Genomic DNA, 15651 nt, shown 5'->3' on the forward strand with positions numbered 1-15651 from the left:
GTCAAATCCGTTCATGCGATCGATTTGAGGGACCGGCTATCGTTCGAGCGATCTGCAGTGCGCGTTTCAATGGGTCGGACAGCGGTCCAAACATGCGGGCGATCTCCGCCACGGGGTCGAGCTGCGCGTCATCAATCGCGTTGCGAAGCGCAAGCACCGCCTCGACATCGCCTTCCACCACGAGATCGCGCGAGAACAGCAATGCATCGCCGTCAAGACGGCCTTCGACCAGACCAAACAATCCGGCCAGCGGACTGGAAATCCGAGCGTCGAGATCGTCTGGCAGATTGCGCACCACCGATAAGCGCGGGCGAGAAGGGGCGGGCTCGAGCAGAAAGGCAAAGGGCAGATCGGTCGGTTTGATACCAAATCGTTTTCGGGCATGCTCGCCAAGCCTGTCGAAGATCCTTGGATGCTTTCTGCAAAGACGAAGCAGCACAACCGAGAGTACGGTCTGAAGCGGCAGCAGCGGCAACGGGCGCACGGCGAGCGCGAGCAATGGAGGCACCGACAAGGGTGACGGCACAGGCGGGGTCGCTTTTGAGAAATTCATCATTCCAGAATAGAGCGATGATCGCGGGCATTGTTTGTGCGGGAGCAAAGAAGACCTGGAATTTTGCTGCATAAGACTCTCTGTCTTAAGGAGAAGCCTCTTGTTGCGTCGCGACGTCCCGCATTTTCAGGATCTGCACGACTTCCTGGGGTTTCTCGAGAGCAAGGGTCAATTGCGACGCATTCGCGAGAAGGTGTCGGTGGTGCACGACCTCACGGAAATCCATCGTCGCGTTCTTCGCGAGGAAGGACCGGCCCTTCTGTTCGAGCGGCCGATCAGGGCAGATGGAGCTCCCTCGGATATGCCGCTGCTGACCAATCTGTTCGGTACGATCGAACGGGTGGCCTGGGGATTTGGCGTGCGGCCGGACCGGCTGAGCGAGCTTGGTGAACTGCTGGCCGAACTGCGCGCCCCGCGGCCGCCGCAAAGCCTGATCGATGCGTGGCGCAAGCTTCCCCTTGCAAGGGCTGCGCTCGCGACCCGGCCGCGCATGACGTCAGCGGCGCCGGTGCAGGAATGTATCGCAACCGGCGACGCCATAGACCTCGGCATGTTGCCGGCGCAGGTCTGCTGGCCCGGAGAGCCGGCGCCCCTGATCACGTGGCCGCTGGTCATGACTGCGCCGCCCGAGCCCGCCGCTTTGGGCCAGGACAATATGGGTGTCTACCGGATGCAGGTGTTGGGCCGCGACAGCGCCATCATCCGGTGGCTCCCGCATCGCGGCGGTGCCCGTCACCACGATCAGTGGAAAAAGCTTGGCCGGGACATGCCGGTCGCCGTCGTCATCGGCGCCGATCCTGCGACCATCCTGGCTGCGGTCTTACCTGCACCGGAAGCGATCTCCGAACTGCGGCTGGCCGGCATGCTGCGCCGGCAACGGCCGGATCTGGTTCGCTGCGTGACTGTTCCGCTCTCGGTCCCGGCCACGGCCGAAATCGTCATCGAGGGCTTCGTGTCCGAAATGGAAACGGCGCCCGAGGGTCCTTATGGCGACCACACCGGCTATTACAATTCCGTCGAGGAGTTTCCGGTGTTACGCGTGACGGCGCTGACCCGGAGGCGCAAGCCGATTTATCTCTCAACGTTCACCGGGCGTCCGCCGGACGAGCCATCTCGCATCGGCGAGGCGCTCAACCATCTGTTCCTGCCGCTGGTGCAGCAGCAGTTTCCGGAAGTCATCGACCTCTGGCTCCCGCCGGAAGCGTGTTCTTACCGGATCGCCGTTGCCGCGATTTCCAAGCGCTATCCAGGGCAGGCGCGGCGGCTGATGCTCGGTTTGTGGTCGATGTTGCCCCAGCTCACCTACACCAAATTTCTCATCGTCGTCGATGGCGATATCGATATCCGCGACTGGCGTTCCGTGATGTGGGCGGTTGCAACGCGAAGCGACAGTTCGCGTGATCTCGTCGCGCTTGCCGATACCCCGATCGATTACCTCGATTTCGCCTCGCCAAAACCGGGTCTTGGCGGCAAACTCGGCATCGACGCGACGACAAAAATTCCGCCCGAAACCGAGCGGGCATGGGGCGAAGTGCTGGCCATGGACCCGGCCGTGGTGGCACGAGTCGACGCCATGTGGCCGGACCTTGGTCTCGGATAAGTCTTTGCCGTTCTCGGCGCGATGCTAACCGCCGCGTTATGAGGAAATCCCACCTGGCTTCCCAGGGACTAGCGCATCGGCGGCATCGCTGATGCCGACATAGATCTCATTGAGATCTGCCTCCGTAACGCAATAGGGCGGCATAACGTAGATCGTGTTTCCGAGTGGTCGCAGCAAGAGATTTCGGTCGCGAAAAAAGGCCTGAAGCTTCGGACCAACGTCGGCGAGATAGCCGCCATCGGGCACTACCACGTCAAGTGCGGTGATGGTGCCGATCCGGCGAACGTTCTCGAAGCGTGCGTCCGCACGAAATGGTTCAATTCCGTTTTCTTGCATTTCAGCCACGGATGCGATGCTCTTTCGAACTTCCGGACTTTGCCAAAGATCCAGGTTCGCTTTCGCGGCGGCGCAGGCGATCGGATTGGCCGTATATGAGCTCGAATGAAAGAACGTGCGCGCACGATCTTTCGAGTAGTGTGCGTCAAAGATATCGGCGCGGCAGAGTGTCACCGCAAGTGGAAGCGATCCGCCGGTGAGACCTTTGGAATAGCAGGCGATGTCAGGCGACACGTCTGCCTGCTCACACGCGAACAATGTTCCCGTCCGGCCCCAGCCAGTCATGACCTCATCGGCAATAAACAGGACATTCGACGCCTCGCAGATCCGCTTCATCTCTTTCAGCACCCACGCCGGATACATCAGCATCCCGCCAGCGCCCAGGATCAACGGCTCCACAATGAAGGCTGCCGGATTTTCGTTGCGGCACGCAGCTTCGAGCGCATCCAGCGTCACCTGCTCGTGGCCGTACTCCGGAAACGGCACTGGGGTGACATCGAACAGCAATGGTTCGTATGTCGCGTTGAACACACCTCGTGCGCCGACCGACATCGTACCCACCGTGTCGCCGTGGTAGGAGTGCTGCATCACGACAATACGCGAGCGCGGCTCGCCGATGTTGTGCCAGTGGCCGAGCGCCATTTTTAGCGCGACCTCCACACTGGTCGAGCCGCTGTCAGAAAAGAAGACGTAATCGAGGCCGCGGGGGGCTAGTTTCAGAAGCAACGCAGCGACCTCTTCGGCCGGTCCGTGAGTATGGCCGGCAAAGATAATCTGGTTGAGCTGCTCTGCCTGCTTCTGAATGGCGCTTACGATTTGCGGATGGCAGTGGCCGTGGGTCACCACCCACCAGGATGCTATTGCATCGATGATGCGTCGGTCATCCGCGGTATAAAGATAAGCGCCTTCCCCGCGTACAATCTTTGTCATCGCGCCTTGCAGCGCGTGTTGCGTGAATGGATGCCAGATGCGCGACTGTTTCTCGCCCATCATGGCTTGAAATCATCACGGCTAAATGAGCCTTCGAAGGCGGTCTGCAGCGCGTCTGCGCTGAGAGGAGCAAGCCATGGCAATCGTCCAAGCTTCCGTATCCGTCCGATCCTGCAAATCATGGTCTCGGTATCGATGTTTTCGTCGCCAATGAATGCAATCCCGAGAATATCAATCCCGCGATGTCGCAGCGCTTCGATCGACAGCAGCGAATGATTGATAGTGCCAAGCGTGGTCCGCGCGCAAAGCAGGACCGGAAGCTGCCAGCGCGCAAAGATGTCAATGTACAGTGTGCTGCGGCTAAGCGGCACCATCAGCCCGCCCGCGCCCTCTATCACGAGCGGGAACCTGCCGGTATCGGGCACGTGGAGTAACTTCGTGTCGATGGCAACCCCGTCAATCTCGGCAGCCAGATGGGGCGAAGCGGGTGTTCTGAGACGGTAACGCTCTGGCACAACACGATCGTAAGAGAGGCCGCCCAGCCGCGCGACGAGCTGGGAATCGGTCTCGCCGTCGAGACCTGCTTGAACAGGCTTCCAATATTTGGCGCCCAGAAAGCCGGCGAGTCCTGCCGCGAACACCGTCTTGCCGATCCCGGTGTCCGTGCCAGTCACCACGATCCGCACGCTCATCAGGACTTGCCCCTTGTCTCTTCGAACAGGGCATCGAGCATCGCCCGCACATCATTCTCGTTGACGTTCAAAGTCAGGGAAATCCGCAACCGTGCCGTGCCCGCCGGTACGGTTGGCGGTCGGACTCCACGTATATCGAAGCCTCGGGCCTGCAACGCTGCCGCCAAAGCCATTGCACGCGCGTTGTCGCCAACGATATACGGCACGATCTGTGAGCGTGAAGAACTTTGGCCGGCGCGCAAAACGAGTTCTCGATGCGTGAACGCGACCAGGTTGGCCAGACGTTGCTGCCGGTCAGGCTCCTGCTGCAGAATTGACAGCGCCTCCTGCACCGCAACAGCCATCAAGGGTGACGGAGCCGTAGCGAAAATAAACGGACGGCAGCGATTGACCATGAAATCGCGCAGCACGCGGGTCAAAGTGACGATTGCACCGGCTGCACCCAGAGCCTTGCCGCAGGTATGAATGACAATCAGGTTTTCTCGCCCCTCGTAGGGGGCAGTCAGTCCTCGACCCTGCGCACCGTAGACGCCCGTGGCATGAGCCTCATCCACGACCAGGAAAGCATCGTGCCGGTCTGCTATTGCGGCGAGTTCCTCAAGCGGCGCGAAATCGCCGTCCATGCTGTAGATACTTTCGACCACGATCCAAGCGCGGCCTGTTCCGCCTTTTGCGTGCCAGTCGCGTATCCTGTCTTCAACCGACTGCGGATCATTGTGGGCGCTTTCGCAATATTCGGCCCGGCCAGCGCGTGCTCCTTCATGAACGCTCGCGTGGACGAGAGCATCGAGGACGAGCAGGTCGCCTCGTTGCGGCAATGTTGTCAGAAGCGCAAAGTTTGCCACATATCCGCCGCCGAAAAACAGCGTCGTCTCGGCGCCGAAGAACCTGGCGGCATCCGCTTCGAGCCGTTCGTGCTCCTCGCAGTTTCCGCGCAGAAGCCGCGACCCGCCGCTTCCGATCGGTGTACCAGCCTCTAGTGCGCCTGCGACGGCCTTCCTCATGCGCGGTGCGCTCGCCAGGGCCAGGTAATCGTTCGATACGAAATCAATACCCGCGCGCGGCTTGAGGTCGCGCAACCGGTCATCCTCTTTCAGGGTCTGCAAGGCGGTGAGGTAGCTCGTAGTCTTGTCCGCATGGATTGCGTTCATTGCCTCGTATCCTGGACAAGTAATCAGTTGCGCAGTCTGACAGCAGACTAAGCGATATGGCTCTGGCCAAGCTGGGATGTCATACCGAGCCGCTGCAGCAAACTCGCATCGCGATCGCGTTGCGGGTTCTTGGTGGTCAGGAGGACGTCCCCGATGAAGATGGAGTTCGCGCCGGCGAGGAAACAGAGCGCCTGCAGTTCGTCGGTCATGTATTGCCGTCCAGCGGAGAGCCGCACTACGCTCTTTGGCATCAGGATGCGTGCGACCGCGATCAGCCGTACCAGCGCGATCGGATCGGGCCGCTCCGCGGTGTCGTTGACCGGAACGCCCTTGACCTCGTTCCAGAGGTTGATCGGCACGCTCTCCGGATGAACAGGCAGATTGGCGAGCAGAACCAGCATGCCCAGCCGGTCATCAACGCGTTCACCCATGCCGACGATGCCGCCACAACAGACCTTGACGCCGGCATCGCGCACGTGCGCCAGCGTATCGATGCGATCCTGCAAGGTGCGGGTGGTGATGATCTTGTCGTAGAACTCGGGCGAAGTGTCGACATTGTGATTGTAGAAGTCGAGCCCGGCTTCGGCGAGCCGCGCCGCCTGGCTGGGCGTCAGCATGCCCAGCGTGACGCAGGTCTCCATGCCGAGGCCCTTCACCGCGCTGACCATATCGCAGACCGTCTCGAGGTCACGGTCTTTCGGATTGCACCAGGCGGCGGCCATGCAGAAGCGGGTGGCGCCGGCGTTTTTGGCGCGCTGGGCGGTTGCGATCACATCAGCTTTGTCCATCAGGCGCGTGGCCTTCAGGCCGGTGTCGTAATGTGCGCTCTGCGAACAGTAGCCGCAGTCTTCCGGACAGCCACCTGTCTTGATGCTGAGCAGGCTCGCCGTTTCGACGTGGTTCGGATCGAAATGCTCGCGGTGGATGCTCTGGGCCTGAAAGATCAGGTCGGGAAACGGAAGGGTGTAGAGCGCGTCTGCCTCTGCGCGGTCCCAGTCGGTGCGGACCGCTTCGATGTTGCGGCTGTTGCTCTTCTTCGCTTCCACGGCATGAACCATAAGACTTGCTCTCCTTGGATCCTGGTTATAGATAATCACCGTAATTATCTATGACTTTGGCCTTGGGTCGATGCTAGCGGAGGCGTCAGGCGAACGCACTGGTTTTTATGATAGATAATCTATGATGGCCAATGAGAACACGACGACAGCGGGGCGCATTGCCGAGTCAATCGGGGCGCGCATCATCAGCGGCGCATTGCTGCCGGATGCGCCGCTCCGGCAGGACCACATTGCGCGGGAATTCGGTTCAAGCCACGTCCCGGTACGCGAGGCGTTTCGGCAACTGGAAGCCCAGCATCTTGTCGTTGCTGTGCCCCGCCGCGGTGTGCGCGTCGCACCGCTCGATACCAACTCGGTGAAGGAAATTGCCGAGATGCGCGCGGCGCTGGAAGTCGTCGCGTTGCGAAACGCGGCGCCGAAACTGACGTCAGCCCATTTGGCGCGGATCGAATTGGCGCTGATCGAGGCAGACAACGCCGAGACGATCCAGGACTTTGAGGCCGCCAACCGTGCTTTTCACCACGCGCTGGTGGCGCCCTGCGCGATGCCGCGACTGCTGGCCAGCCTCGACGGTTTGCAGCTTGCAAATTCTCGCTTGGTGTTTGCAATGGCGCGTAATGCCGGCTGGCGACCCCGGTCCAATCAGGATCACCGCTTGATCCTGCAAGCCCTACGAGCGCGCAATCTCGATCAAGCCTGTGGTCTGCTCGCCCGTCACATCCAAACCATCGAGCGCCTCGCACTTCCCACCTCGTGAGCGGAAGTGTCCTACTGCGGCTCGATTCCCGCGGCCTTGATGATCCGCGCCCATTTGTTGATTTCGGCCTTCAGGAAAGCTTCCAGCGCTTCGGGAGTTGCACGTTCGGCTTCGACCGGGGTCATGCTGAGCTCAGCAAAGCGGCTGACGAGTGGCGGGTCCTTCAGCGCCGTCTGCAGAGCGCCGACCAGCGTGTCGACCACCGGCTTCGGCGTGCCGCGGGGCGCATAGAGACCGTACCAGGTGGTCACATCGAAGGCGGGAACGCCGGCTTCCGCCGAAGTCGGAACGTCCGGCAACGTCGCGACGCGCTTCTTGCTGGTGATCGCATAGCCCTTGATGGTGCCAGACTGGATATAGGGCGTAGGCCCTGTAGCCGGATCGCAATAGACATCGATGTGGCCCGCGATGACGTCGTTGAGTGCTGGCCCGCCGCCCTTGTAATAGACCGACGTGAGCTTGGTGTCGGTCGTACTCATGAACATCAGGCCGCAGAGCTGTGAGGCGGAGCCGAGGCCGACATTGCCGAATGTCATCTTATCGCCGTCGCTGCGAATGCGCCCGACCAATTCCTTCAGATCCTTGGCGGGAAAGTTCGGCCGTGCGACCAGGATCATCGGCACGTCGGTGACGAGGCCGATCATGGCGAAGTCGCCGACCGGATCGAACGGCAGCTTGGCGTAGAGCGACGGGGCGGTTGCCTGACCGACATGCATCAGCAGCAGCGTGTAGCCGTCAGGCGCAGCCTTGGCGACGCGGTTGGTGCCGAGCGTGCCGCCGGCGCCGACCACGTTCTCGATCACAATCGACTGCTTCAGCGTCGCGCTCATGGCGCTGCCGAGAATTCGCGCGATCACGTCACCGGGACCGCCGGCCGAGAAGGGCACGATCATGGTGATCGGGCGGGAGGGATAGTCCTGCGCCAATGCCGTCGCGCATGGCGACAACAGCGCAAGCAGGACCAGCGATCGTACCAAAGACCTCATCGCGCATTCCCTCCCTTTGCGCTTCGCCTACGGATCGGGAAGCGTCATCTCTTTAGCCTGTGTCCGCTCGATCATGTCGAGCGCGGCGACGGCGGCAGCCTTGACGTGATCGACGCAGCAGCGTTCGGCGAGTTCCTCGTCGCCGCTCTGGATCGCGCGCCAGATCGCCGTGACCTCGCGCAAGCTCTTGTTGATCCGTTTCGGCTGCGACATCGAGGTGATTCGCAGCAGCGTGATCCGGTCATGCAACGGCTTGAGCATGCGCTCGACAAAGGCGTTGCGGCAGCCGCCGATCAGCGCGCCGTAGAAGTCGGTCTTCGCCTCGAGGCACCCGGCGAGGTCCTGTTTCGCGGCCGCCGTTTTCAGCCGGGTCAGAGCATTGCCGATCCGGCGCACCACGTCGGGATCGTGCAGACGGGCGCATTCGCGGCCTGCAAATCCTTCCAGCACCGCGCGGGCCGCATAGAGCTGCCGGGCCTCGTCAAGGCTGATCGTGCTGACCACCGGGCCGCGGTGGGGGACCGTGTTGACCAGCCCGTCGGCCTCCAGCAGCCGCAGCGCTTCCCGGATCGAGGGGCGGCTGACGCCCATCATCTCGCAAAGCTCGCGCTCGACCAGCCGCTGACCGGGTTTGAGCGTGCCGGACATGATCGCCTCGCGCAGCTTCTGCGCGACCATCTTCCTGACGGTCGGGACGGCTTCGATGCGAAGCGTGGACTGCAGTTCGGCGCGTCGGTCCATTTGTGAGGTGCCTTCGTTCTATGGCGGGTTCACCAGCGATTTACCGGCAGAATCAGCATTTGTCGCTCTCTCGGCATCGGCTTTGCTCATGCAATCGACCAGCCTCCATCGATCGGCAGGCTGGCCCCGGTGATGTCCTGCGCGGCAGCGCTGCAAAGGAACACCACCAGGGCGCCGACGGCTTCCATCCCGATGAACCGGCCGGAGGGCTGGCGCGCCCTGAGATATTTTTCTGTCGCGCGGTCCACGGTCTCGCCGGCGTTGGCCGCAATGGCGGCGATCTTGTCCTGAATGGCCGGTGTCGGCAGCGTCCCCGGGCAGACCGCGTTGCAGGTGATCCCGGAACGCGCGGTCTCGAGCGCGACGGCGCGGGTGAGGCCGAGGATCGCCGTTTTGGTGGTGACGTAGTCGATGCGGTCTTCGACCGCGCGGGTCGAATAGATGGAGGACATGTTGACGATGCGGCCCCAGCCACGTTGCTTCATGGCGGGCAGCGCGAGGCGGATCAAATGAAAGGGCGCGGACACGTTCACCGCCAGCGCGCGCTCCCATTGGTCCGGCGGAAAGTGCTCGACATCAGAGAAATGCCGGACCACGGCATTGTTGACGAGGATATCGATCGCGCCACAGCAGCGAAGCAGCTCCGCCAGCATGGTCTCGATGGCGGAGCGCTGTGACAGGTCGGCTCCCGCGGCGATCACGTCGACGCCGAACCGCGCGCGCAACCGGTTAGCGGATTCGTTCGGCGCGACGAGATCATGCAGGACGATATTGGCACCCGTGCCGGCAAGGCTTTCCGCCACAGCCAGCCCCAGGCCTGCGGTCGCACCAGTCACGAGAGCCCATTTGTCCTTCATCACGGTGGTTCCCGTTGTCAGCTCTTCGGCCAGAATGGCTGCGCCAGCGCGAGCTCCGGCGGGAACACCGTCACCGGCACACCGGACTGCCACTGCACGATGGTCATGCCGGCGCCGACGCGGCGGCCCTTCTCGTCGAACTTGATCTCGCCCAGCGGATAGTATTTCGAGGGGCCGGCGTCCATGCTGCGCAGGGCATCGGCGACGGCAACGCGGTCGGCCTTGCCAGCCTTCTCCAGCGCATCCTTGATCACCCACATGTCGCCATATGTGGAGATCGCGTTCTGCGTCATCCATGGCTCCTTGTAGCGGCTCTTCAGCTCGGCGATCAGCGCCTCGTGTCCCTTCGCGCCCCAGCTTGCGACGCAGGTCAGGACGCCCTGGAGGAGCTCGGGGCTGACGGTCTGCAGCATGTCAGGTTCGGCGATCGCGATCCCGAACGAGATGGTCGGCACCTTACCCTGGCCGAGACCGAACTCGTTCATCTTCTCCAGCAGCAGTTTCGCGTCCGAAATCACCGTGGGGAGGAAGAACAGCAGGTCGGGCTTGGCCGAGCGTATCTTCTGCACCAGCGACGTCGCATCCGCGAGCGGCGGCGTGAACGTCTCGTCGACGATCAGTTGCAACTGGTTCTCCGCCAGCAGCCCTTCGCGCATCGATTTCGCCGACGCGATCGAGGCGGCGGTGTTATCGGTCAGAATCGCGACGGTCTTCGGCCGCTTGCCGGACGCAGTCTCTGCGAGTTTGATGATCTGCGGCAGAGCCTGGCGGGCCTGTGAGCCCGCGGTAGCCGAAGTCTGAAAGACATATTTGAAGCCGCGATCGGTGATCAGGTCCGAGTAGGAGAGGGTGAGGACGGGCAGGTTGGCGCGCTCGGTCACCTCGGTGACCGCGAGCGTGAACGAGGAGAGATAGGCACCGCTCGCCGCGACCAGGTCCGGCTCCTGCGCGACCATGCGCTGCGCGGCATTCTTGGCCTTTTCCGTGGTGTCGCCGGAATCCAGCACCACCAGTTTCAGCTTGGCATCGCCGAGCGACTTGATGCCGCCTTGGGCATTGATGTGTTCGACAGCCATCTCGGCACCTTCACGCATGACCGTCCCCGGGCGCGCATAGAGCCCCGAGATCGGCACCAGCAGGCCGACCTTCACCTCGGTCGGCTGCTGCGTCCACGCGCGGGATGCGATCAGGGCGCTGGACGCGCCGGCGAGCAGCGTTCGCCGGGTGACTTGGGTCGGAATTTTCGCAGTCATCACGATTTTCCTCCCTGAATGGTCACGAAGCCGGGTTCAGGACTTCTTGGGCCAGAACGGCTGCGCTTGCGCGAGTTCGGGCGGGTAGACGGTGACCGGCACACCCGATTGCCACTGCACGATGACGACACCGGCACCGACCCGGCGGCCCTTCTCGTCGAATTTGAGCTGGCCGCCCGGATAATATTGCGACGGTCCGGCATCCATCGTGCGGAAGGCCTGCGCCACCGCGAGGCGGTCGGCCTTGCCGGCTTTCTCCAGCGCCTCTTTCATCAGCCACATATCGCCATAGGTCGAGATGACGTTCTGCGTCATCCACGGCTCCTTGTACTTCGCCTTGAGCTCGGCGATCAGGTCCTCATGGCCCTTAGACCCCCAGTTGGCGACGATGGTCATGATACCCTGCACGACCTCAGGGCTGACGCTCTGCAGCATGTCGGGTTCGGCGATCGTGATGCTGAAGGAGACGGTCGGGATCTTGCCCTGGCCGAGGCCGAATTCGCTGATCTTTTCCAGCCCGAGCTTCGCGTCCGATACAGCGTTGGGCATGAACAGCAACAGGTCGGGCTTCGCCGAGCGCACTTTCTGGATCAGAGGGGTCGCATCGGACAACGGCGGCGTCCAGACCTCCTCGACGACGAGCTGCAGTCCTTCCTGCGCGAACAACTTTTCTTTAAGCGCCTTGGCGGTTGCGACCGAGGTCGCGGTGTTGTCCATCAACATCGCCACCGTTTTCGGCCGCTTGCCGGAAGCGGCTTCGGCGAGCTTCATCAGCGTCGGCAATCCGAGTTCGGATTGACGGCTCGCTGTTGCGGCGGTCTGGAAGATGTATTTGAAGCCGCGGTCGGTCAGCAGATCCGAATAGGATAACGTCAGCACCGGCAATTCGGCGCGCTCGGTTACCTCGGTGACGGCCAGGGTGAAGGAGGAGAGATAGGCGCCGGTGGCGGCGACGAGGTCGGTCTCCTGCGCCACCATGCGCTGCGCTGCGTTCTTGGCCTTCTCGGTGGTGTCGCCGCAGTCGATCACGACCAGCTTCAGCTTGGCGCCGCCGAGTGCCTTGACGCCGCCCTGCGCATTGATGTGCGCGATGCCCATCTCGGCGCCCATCTTCATCACCTGGCCCGGTCGGGTGTAGATGCCGGACAGTGGCACGATCAGGCCGACCTTGACCTCAGCCGGTTGCTGTGCGCGTGCCACCCGCGTGAGACCGACCGCGGCGGCAGCCGACAGCACGCTCCGGCGGGTCAATCCCTTGGTCGTGTTGTTCATCTTGTTCTCTCCCTCCCCATTGTTCGTTGGCTCGTCACATGCCGAGATAGGCCTTGCGCACGCGGTCGTCGGCGCGCAGGGTTTCGTTGTTGCCTTCGAGCACGACGCGTCCCGCTTCGAGGACATAGCCATGGTCGGCGGATTCCAGCGCCTCCGCCACGCGCTGCTCGACCAACAGCATGGTCAGGCCGGACTGGCGGCGGATGTCGATCAGCCGTTCGAAGATGAAATCCGCGGTCGATGGCGCAAGCCCCATCGAGGGCTCATCCAGCATCAGCAGTCTTGGCGAGGAGGCGAGGCCGCGTCCGATCGCAAGCATCTGCTGCTGACCGCCGGACAAGGTGCCCGCGAACTGGCTCCGGCGCTCCGCCAGCACCGGCAGCCACGCGAAGATGCGCTCGATATTCGCCGCCCAGTCGCGCCGGCCGCTCTCGGTCATCGCGCCCATTTCCAAATTCTCCATCACGGTCAGCGAAGGGAAGACCTGGCGGCCTTCTGGAACATGGGCGATGCCAAGGTGGGCCCGCTGCGCGGGTGGTACTGCGAGGAGATCGACACCGTTAAAGGAGATCCCTCCGCCGCTTGGCCGCAGGATGCCGGAAATCGTCTTGAACAGGGTCGTCTTGCCGGCGCCGTTCGGTCCAACGATGGCGACGAACTGGCCTGCATCGACATTGATGGACACGCCGTTCAGGACGGGCTTTGCCGAATAGCCCGCGCTCAATCCTTCAATGCGGAGCATGGGCCATCCATTTCTTGCCGAGATAGGCTTCGATCACGCGGTCGTCGCGCGTGACCACCTCCGGCTCGCCCTCGGTGATGACGGCGCCATGGTCGAGCACGAGGAAACTGTCGACCAGGCGAACCATCGCCTGCATCGTGTGTTCGATGATGGCGATCGTCATGCCGTCGCGCGCAAGCTGCTGGATCACGGCAACGACCTCGTCCGCCTCGCCATGGCCAAGGCCTGCGAGCGTCTCGTCGAGCAGCAGGATGCGCGGCTGGCCCGCGAGTGCGCGCGCGAGCTCCATCAGCCGCAGTTCCTTGGTCGAGAGTTCGCCGGCGACGCGGTCTGCCACCGCGGAGAGGCCGACGCGGGCGATCGCGTCAGCGGCAAGCTTTCGCGCCTCTTCATCCGTTCGTGCGCGCACATAGGCGCCGACCACGACATTGTCGAGGATCGACATGCGCAGGAATGGACGCATGACCTGGAAGGTGCGGCCGACGCCGGCTTCGCAGATGGTATGCGGTCGCTCGCCGGACATGTTGCGGCCGTCGATCAGCACTTCGCCCTGGTTCGGTCGCAGGAAGCCGTTCAGGAGATTGAAAAGCGTTGTCTTGCCGGCGCCGTTCGGGCCGATGATGCCGAGGATTTCGTTCTTGTGCAGTTTGAAGCTGACGTTCTGGACGGCTTTCAAGCCGCCGAACGAGCGGGAGAGGTTTCTGACCTCGAGCACGACTTCGCCGGTTGCGGCGCGCTGTCGGGCAGGCCGCGGCGCCGCCACGGTGGTTGTCGAGGCTCGCAAACCATTCGGTGTCGCTGCGGTTTTTGGCGCAAGCCGCTTGCGCAGCAGATCGCGCAATTTCCAGAACAAACCTTCGGGAGCGATCAGGATGACGCAGATGATGGCAAAGCCGAAGATCACGCCCTGAATGCCGGGAAAGCGCGCGCCGGCTTCGGCATGCAGCGTCTCGGCCAAGGGGATCAGGATCACGGACCCAATGACAGGACCCCAGACGGTGCCGACGCCGCCGAACATGGCAACCGTCAAGGCCTGCGCGGACACCAGCATGCCGAACACGGACTGCGGCGTGACCACCAGCAGCACCTGCGCATAGAACGCGCCGATGGCGGCGGCTATCGCGCCGCTGAGCGTGATCGCGCGCAGTTTCCAAGCCAGCGTGTTGATGCCGGCGGCTTCGGCTGCGGCCTCATTCTGCTTGATCGCGAGCAGCGCCATGCCGAAGCGGGATCGTTCGATGACCCGCGTCAGCAGGATCGTGGCGAGCATAATCGCGAGCGCCAGCAGCGTGTAGAGCCGGGGATCGGCAAACTGCATATAGGCGATCGGGGCGTCGCGCTTGATCGGGAGCGTGACTTCCTGGAAGCCGAGCCACTCGAACACGTAGAGAATGGCGAGTGGATAGGCCAGCATCGCCAGCGCGAAATAGTGGCCTTGCAGGCGAAAGGTCGGAAATCCGATCAGCAGTCCGGCAATGCCGCCGAGCATCGCTGCGACCGGAATCAGGAGCCACGGCGAGAGGTCGAAGTAGATTTGTCCGAGCGCTGTCGTATAGGCGCCGATGCCGAAAAAAGCGGCGTGCCCGAACGAGATCAGTCCGGTGTATCCGCTCAGCAGATTCCAGGACAATCCGAACACCGCCCATACCGGGACCAGCGTCAGAACCAGTTGATAGTACGAGTTGGTGACGCCGAGCGAGATCGCCGCATAGGCGATCGTGAAGACGAGGGCAGGGACCAGCGAGCGCAATTGGGGCACGGTCATGTCCTCTCGACCATGCGCCCGAAGAAGCCTTGCGGGCGGAAGAAAATGATCAGGAGGAACACGACAAAGATCGCTGCGTTCTGCAACTGCGTCGGCAAAATCAGTGTCGACATCTGCTGGACCAGCCCGATCGTCATGCCGCCCCAGAAGGCGCCAATGATGCTGCCCATGCCGCCAAGAACGACGCCGGCATACATGACGATGACGTATTCGAGCCCGACGAAAGGATGGAACGGATAGTTGGTGGCGAGCAGGCCGCCGGCAATTGCCGTGATGCCGGAGCCGAGTGCGAAGGCGGTGCGGTGCGCACGATCGACATCGATGCCCATATAGGTCGCAGCGGTCGGGTTGTCGGCGGCGGCACGAAGCGACTTGCCGATCCGCGACCGCGTGATCAACAGCGACAGCAGCGTCATGATCAACAGTGAAACGACCGCGTCGATGCCGCGCGCCTTGTTGATGAAGATGCTCATGTCGAAGAACGGGCCGAGCTCCCACGCCGAACTCGACAGTGGCGTGCGGATCGAAGCCAGCACCGATCCGAAGATGATGAGGCCGCCATTCTGCAGGATCAGTGCAATGCCGAGCGTCAGGATGAGCTGCGCGTAGTGACCTTCACCCTCGAGCGATGCGGTGCGTGTGCCCGACACATGCGAAATCAGGGTAAGATGGACAAGATAGCCGAACACCGCGAGCACCGGACCGGCCAGCAGGATCGCGATGAACGGCCCGACAGCATTGCCGAAGACAGCCTGGATGCCGGCGGCGGTGAAGAGGTAGAAGGCGACATACATGCCAAGCATCATGAAATCGCCATGGGCGAAGTTGATGACCCGCATGACACCGAAGATCAGGCCAAGCCCGACGCACATCAGGCCGTAAACAGCGCCGATCAACAGGCCCGCGGCGAGCGCTTGCAGAAATCCTTCCATCAGCAGGATCTCCGCGGCGCGCAGAT

The 15651-nt window shown here is 62.5% G+C and carries 15 protein-coding genes; 2 read left to right on the forward strand and 13 right to left on the reverse strand.

What is annotated here, in order from left to right:
• Window position 1: 1 nt before the first annotated feature.
• The gene (gene ubiT, locus ACVJGD_RS03255) at window positions 2-553 is read right to left on the reverse strand and encodes a ubiquinone anaerobic biosynthesis accessory factor UbiT (RefSeq protein ID WP_456640148.1); all 552 of its coding nucleotides are present in this window, start codon (window positions 551-553) and stop codon (window positions 2-4) included.
• Window positions 554-653: 100 nt separating this feature from the next.
• Here ubiT and ACVJGD_RS03260 point away from each other — a divergent pair, with 100 nt between their 5' ends.
• Window positions 654-2153 carry a UbiD family decarboxylase gene (locus tag ACVJGD_RS03260; RefSeq protein WP_456633010.1) on the forward strand — a complete coding sequence of 500 codons (1500 nt, stop codon included), beginning with the start codon at window positions 654-656 and terminating at the stop codon, window positions 2151-2153.
• 36 nt (window positions 2154-2189) lie between these two features.
• On the opposite strand, the gene ACVJGD_RS03265 is transcribed toward ACVJGD_RS03260, so the two are convergent.
• The 4 genes from ACVJGD_RS03265 to bioB are packed head-to-tail and all read right to left on the reverse strand — an operon-like array spanning window position 2190 to window position 6320.
• Window positions 2190-3479 (reverse strand): adenosylmethionine--8-amino-7-oxononanoate transaminase, encoded by a 1290-nt coding sequence (locus tag ACVJGD_RS03265; RefSeq protein WP_456640149.1) that lies wholly within the window; start codon window positions 3477-3479, stop codon window positions 2190-2192.
• Window positions 3479-4111: a dethiobiotin synthase gene (bioD, locus tag ACVJGD_RS03270; RefSeq protein ID WP_456633011.1), complete on the reverse strand. Its 633-nt coding sequence runs from the start codon at window positions 4109-4111 to the stop codon at window positions 3479-3481. Before bioD ends, ACVJGD_RS03265 begins: the two co-directional genes overlap by 1 nt.
• Window positions 4111-5262: an 8-amino-7-oxononanoate synthase gene (locus tag ACVJGD_RS03275; protein ID WP_456633012.1), complete on the reverse strand. Its 1152-nt coding sequence runs from the start codon at window positions 5260-5262 to the stop codon at window positions 4111-4113. The genes bioD and ACVJGD_RS03275 overlap by 1 nt, the downstream gene beginning before the upstream one ends.
• 47 nt (window positions 5263-5309) lie before the next feature.
• On the reverse strand, window positions 5310-6320 hold the full coding sequence (bioB, locus tag ACVJGD_RS03280; protein WP_456633013.1) for a biotin synthase BioB: 1011 nt from the start codon (window positions 6318-6320) through the stop codon (window positions 5310-5312).
• A gap of 124 nt (window positions 6321-6444) precedes the next feature.
• Between bioB and ACVJGD_RS03285 the strand changes: the two genes are divergently transcribed.
• Window positions 6445-7077, forward strand: a complete 633-nt coding sequence (locus tag ACVJGD_RS03285) for a GntR family transcriptional regulator (RefSeq protein WP_456640150.1) — start codon at window positions 6445-6447, stop codon at window positions 7075-7077.
• An 11-nt stretch (window positions 7078-7088) separates the two neighbouring features.
• On the opposite strand, the gene ACVJGD_RS03290 is transcribed toward ACVJGD_RS03285, so the two are convergent.
• From ACVJGD_RS03290 to ACVJGD_RS03325, 8 genes are all read right to left on the reverse strand, one after another.
• The gene (locus ACVJGD_RS03290) at window positions 7089-8063 is read right to left on the reverse strand and encodes a tripartite tricarboxylate transporter substrate-binding protein (RefSeq protein WP_456633014.1); all 975 of its coding nucleotides are present in this window, start codon (window positions 8061-8063) and stop codon (window positions 7089-7091) included.
• Between the two features lie 27 nt (window positions 8064-8090).
• A complete protein-coding gene (locus ACVJGD_RS03295) occupies window positions 8091-8804 on the reverse strand; it encodes a GntR family transcriptional regulator (RefSeq protein ID WP_456633015.1) in 714 nt (237 codons plus the stop codon).
• A gap of 86 nt (window positions 8805-8890) precedes the next feature.
• Window positions 8891-9661, reverse strand: coding sequence for an SDR family oxidoreductase (locus ACVJGD_RS03300; protein WP_456633016.1), 771 nt, complete (start codon window positions 9659-9661; stop codon window positions 8891-8893).
• A gap of 17 nt (window positions 9662-9678) precedes the next feature.
• A complete protein-coding gene (locus ACVJGD_RS03305) occupies window positions 9679-10914 on the reverse strand; it encodes an ABC transporter substrate-binding protein (RefSeq protein WP_456633017.1) in 1236 nt (411 codons plus the stop codon).
• 36 nt (window positions 10915-10950) lie between these two features.
• On the reverse strand, window positions 10951-12186 hold the full coding sequence (locus tag ACVJGD_RS03310) for an ABC transporter substrate-binding protein (protein WP_456633018.1): 1236 nt from the start codon (window positions 12184-12186) through the stop codon (window positions 10951-10953).
• 34 nt (window positions 12187-12220) lie between these two features.
• Window positions 12221-12928 (reverse strand): ABC transporter ATP-binding protein, encoded by a 708-nt coding sequence (locus ACVJGD_RS03315; protein ID WP_456633019.1) that lies wholly within the window; start codon window positions 12926-12928, stop codon window positions 12221-12223.
• Window positions 12915-14693 carry a branched-chain amino acid ABC transporter ATP-binding protein/permease gene (locus ACVJGD_RS03320; RefSeq protein WP_456633020.1) on the reverse strand — a complete coding sequence of 593 codons (1779 nt, stop codon included), beginning with the start codon at window positions 14691-14693 and terminating at the stop codon, window positions 12915-12917. Before ACVJGD_RS03320 ends, ACVJGD_RS03315 begins: the two co-directional genes overlap by 14 nt.
• Window positions 14690-15625 carry a branched-chain amino acid ABC transporter permease gene (locus ACVJGD_RS03325; RefSeq protein WP_456633021.1) on the reverse strand — a complete coding sequence of 312 codons (936 nt, stop codon included), beginning with the start codon at window positions 15623-15625 and terminating at the stop codon, window positions 14690-14692. Before ACVJGD_RS03325 ends, ACVJGD_RS03320 begins: the two co-directional genes overlap by 4 nt.
• Between the last annotated feature and the right edge of the window lie 26 nt (window positions 15626-15651).

Source organism: Bradyrhizobium sp. USDA 10063 (assembly GCF_054063735.1).

Bases quoted from the DNA above. Each gene is read 5' to 3' on its own strand.
- bioB (WP_456633013.1), bottom strand. From the start codon at position 6,320: ATGGTTCATGCCGTGGAAGCGAAGAAGAGCAACAGCCGCAACATCGAA.
- ACVJGD_RS03310 (WP_456633018.1), bottom strand. From the start codon at position 12,186: ATGAACAACACGACCAAGGGATTGACCCGCCGGAGCGTGCTGTCGGCT.
- ACVJGD_RS03315 (WP_456633019.1), bottom strand. From the start codon at position 12,928: ATGCTCCGCATTGAAGGATTGAGCGCGGGCTATTCGGCAAAGCCCGTC.
- ACVJGD_RS03285 (WP_456640150.1), top strand. From the start codon at position 6,445: ATGGCCAATGAGAACACGACGACAGCGGGGCGCATTGCCGAGTCAATC.
- ACVJGD_RS03325 (WP_456633021.1), bottom strand. From the start codon at position 15,625: ATGGAAGGATTTCTGCAAGCGCTCGCCGCGGGCCTGTTGATCGGCGCT.
- ACVJGD_RS03265 (WP_456640149.1), bottom strand. From the start codon at position 3,479: ATGGGCGAGAAACAGTCGCGCATCTGGCATCCATTCACGCAACACGCG.
- bioD (WP_456633011.1), bottom strand. From the start codon at position 4,111: ATGAGCGTGCGGATCGTGGTGACTGGCACGGACACCGGGATCGGCAAG.
- ACVJGD_RS03295 (WP_456633015.1), bottom strand. From the start codon at position 8,804: ATGGACCGACGCGCCGAACTGCAGTCCACGCTTCGCATCGAAGCCGTC.
- ACVJGD_RS03290 (WP_456633014.1), bottom strand. From the start codon at position 8,063: ATGAGGTCTTTGGTACGATCGCTGGTCCTGCTTGCGCTGTTGTCGCCA.
- ACVJGD_RS03320 (WP_456633020.1), bottom strand. From the start codon at position 14,693: ATGACCGTGCCCCAATTGCGCTCGCTGGTCCCTGCCCTCGTCTTCACG.
- ACVJGD_RS03305 (WP_456633017.1), bottom strand. From the start codon at position 10,914: ATGACTGCGAAAATTCCGACCCAAGTCACCCGGCGAACGCTGCTCGCC.
- ubiT (WP_456640148.1), bottom strand. From the start codon at position 553: ATGAATTTCTCAAAAGCGACCCCGCCTGTGCCGTCACCCTTGTCGGTG.
- ACVJGD_RS03300 (WP_456633016.1), bottom strand. From the start codon at position 9,661: ATGAAGGACAAATGGGCTCTCGTGACTGGTGCGACCGCAGGCCTGGGG.
- ACVJGD_RS03275 (WP_456633012.1), bottom strand. From the start codon at position 5,262: ATGAACGCAATCCATGCGGACAAGACTACGAGCTACCTCACCGCCTTG.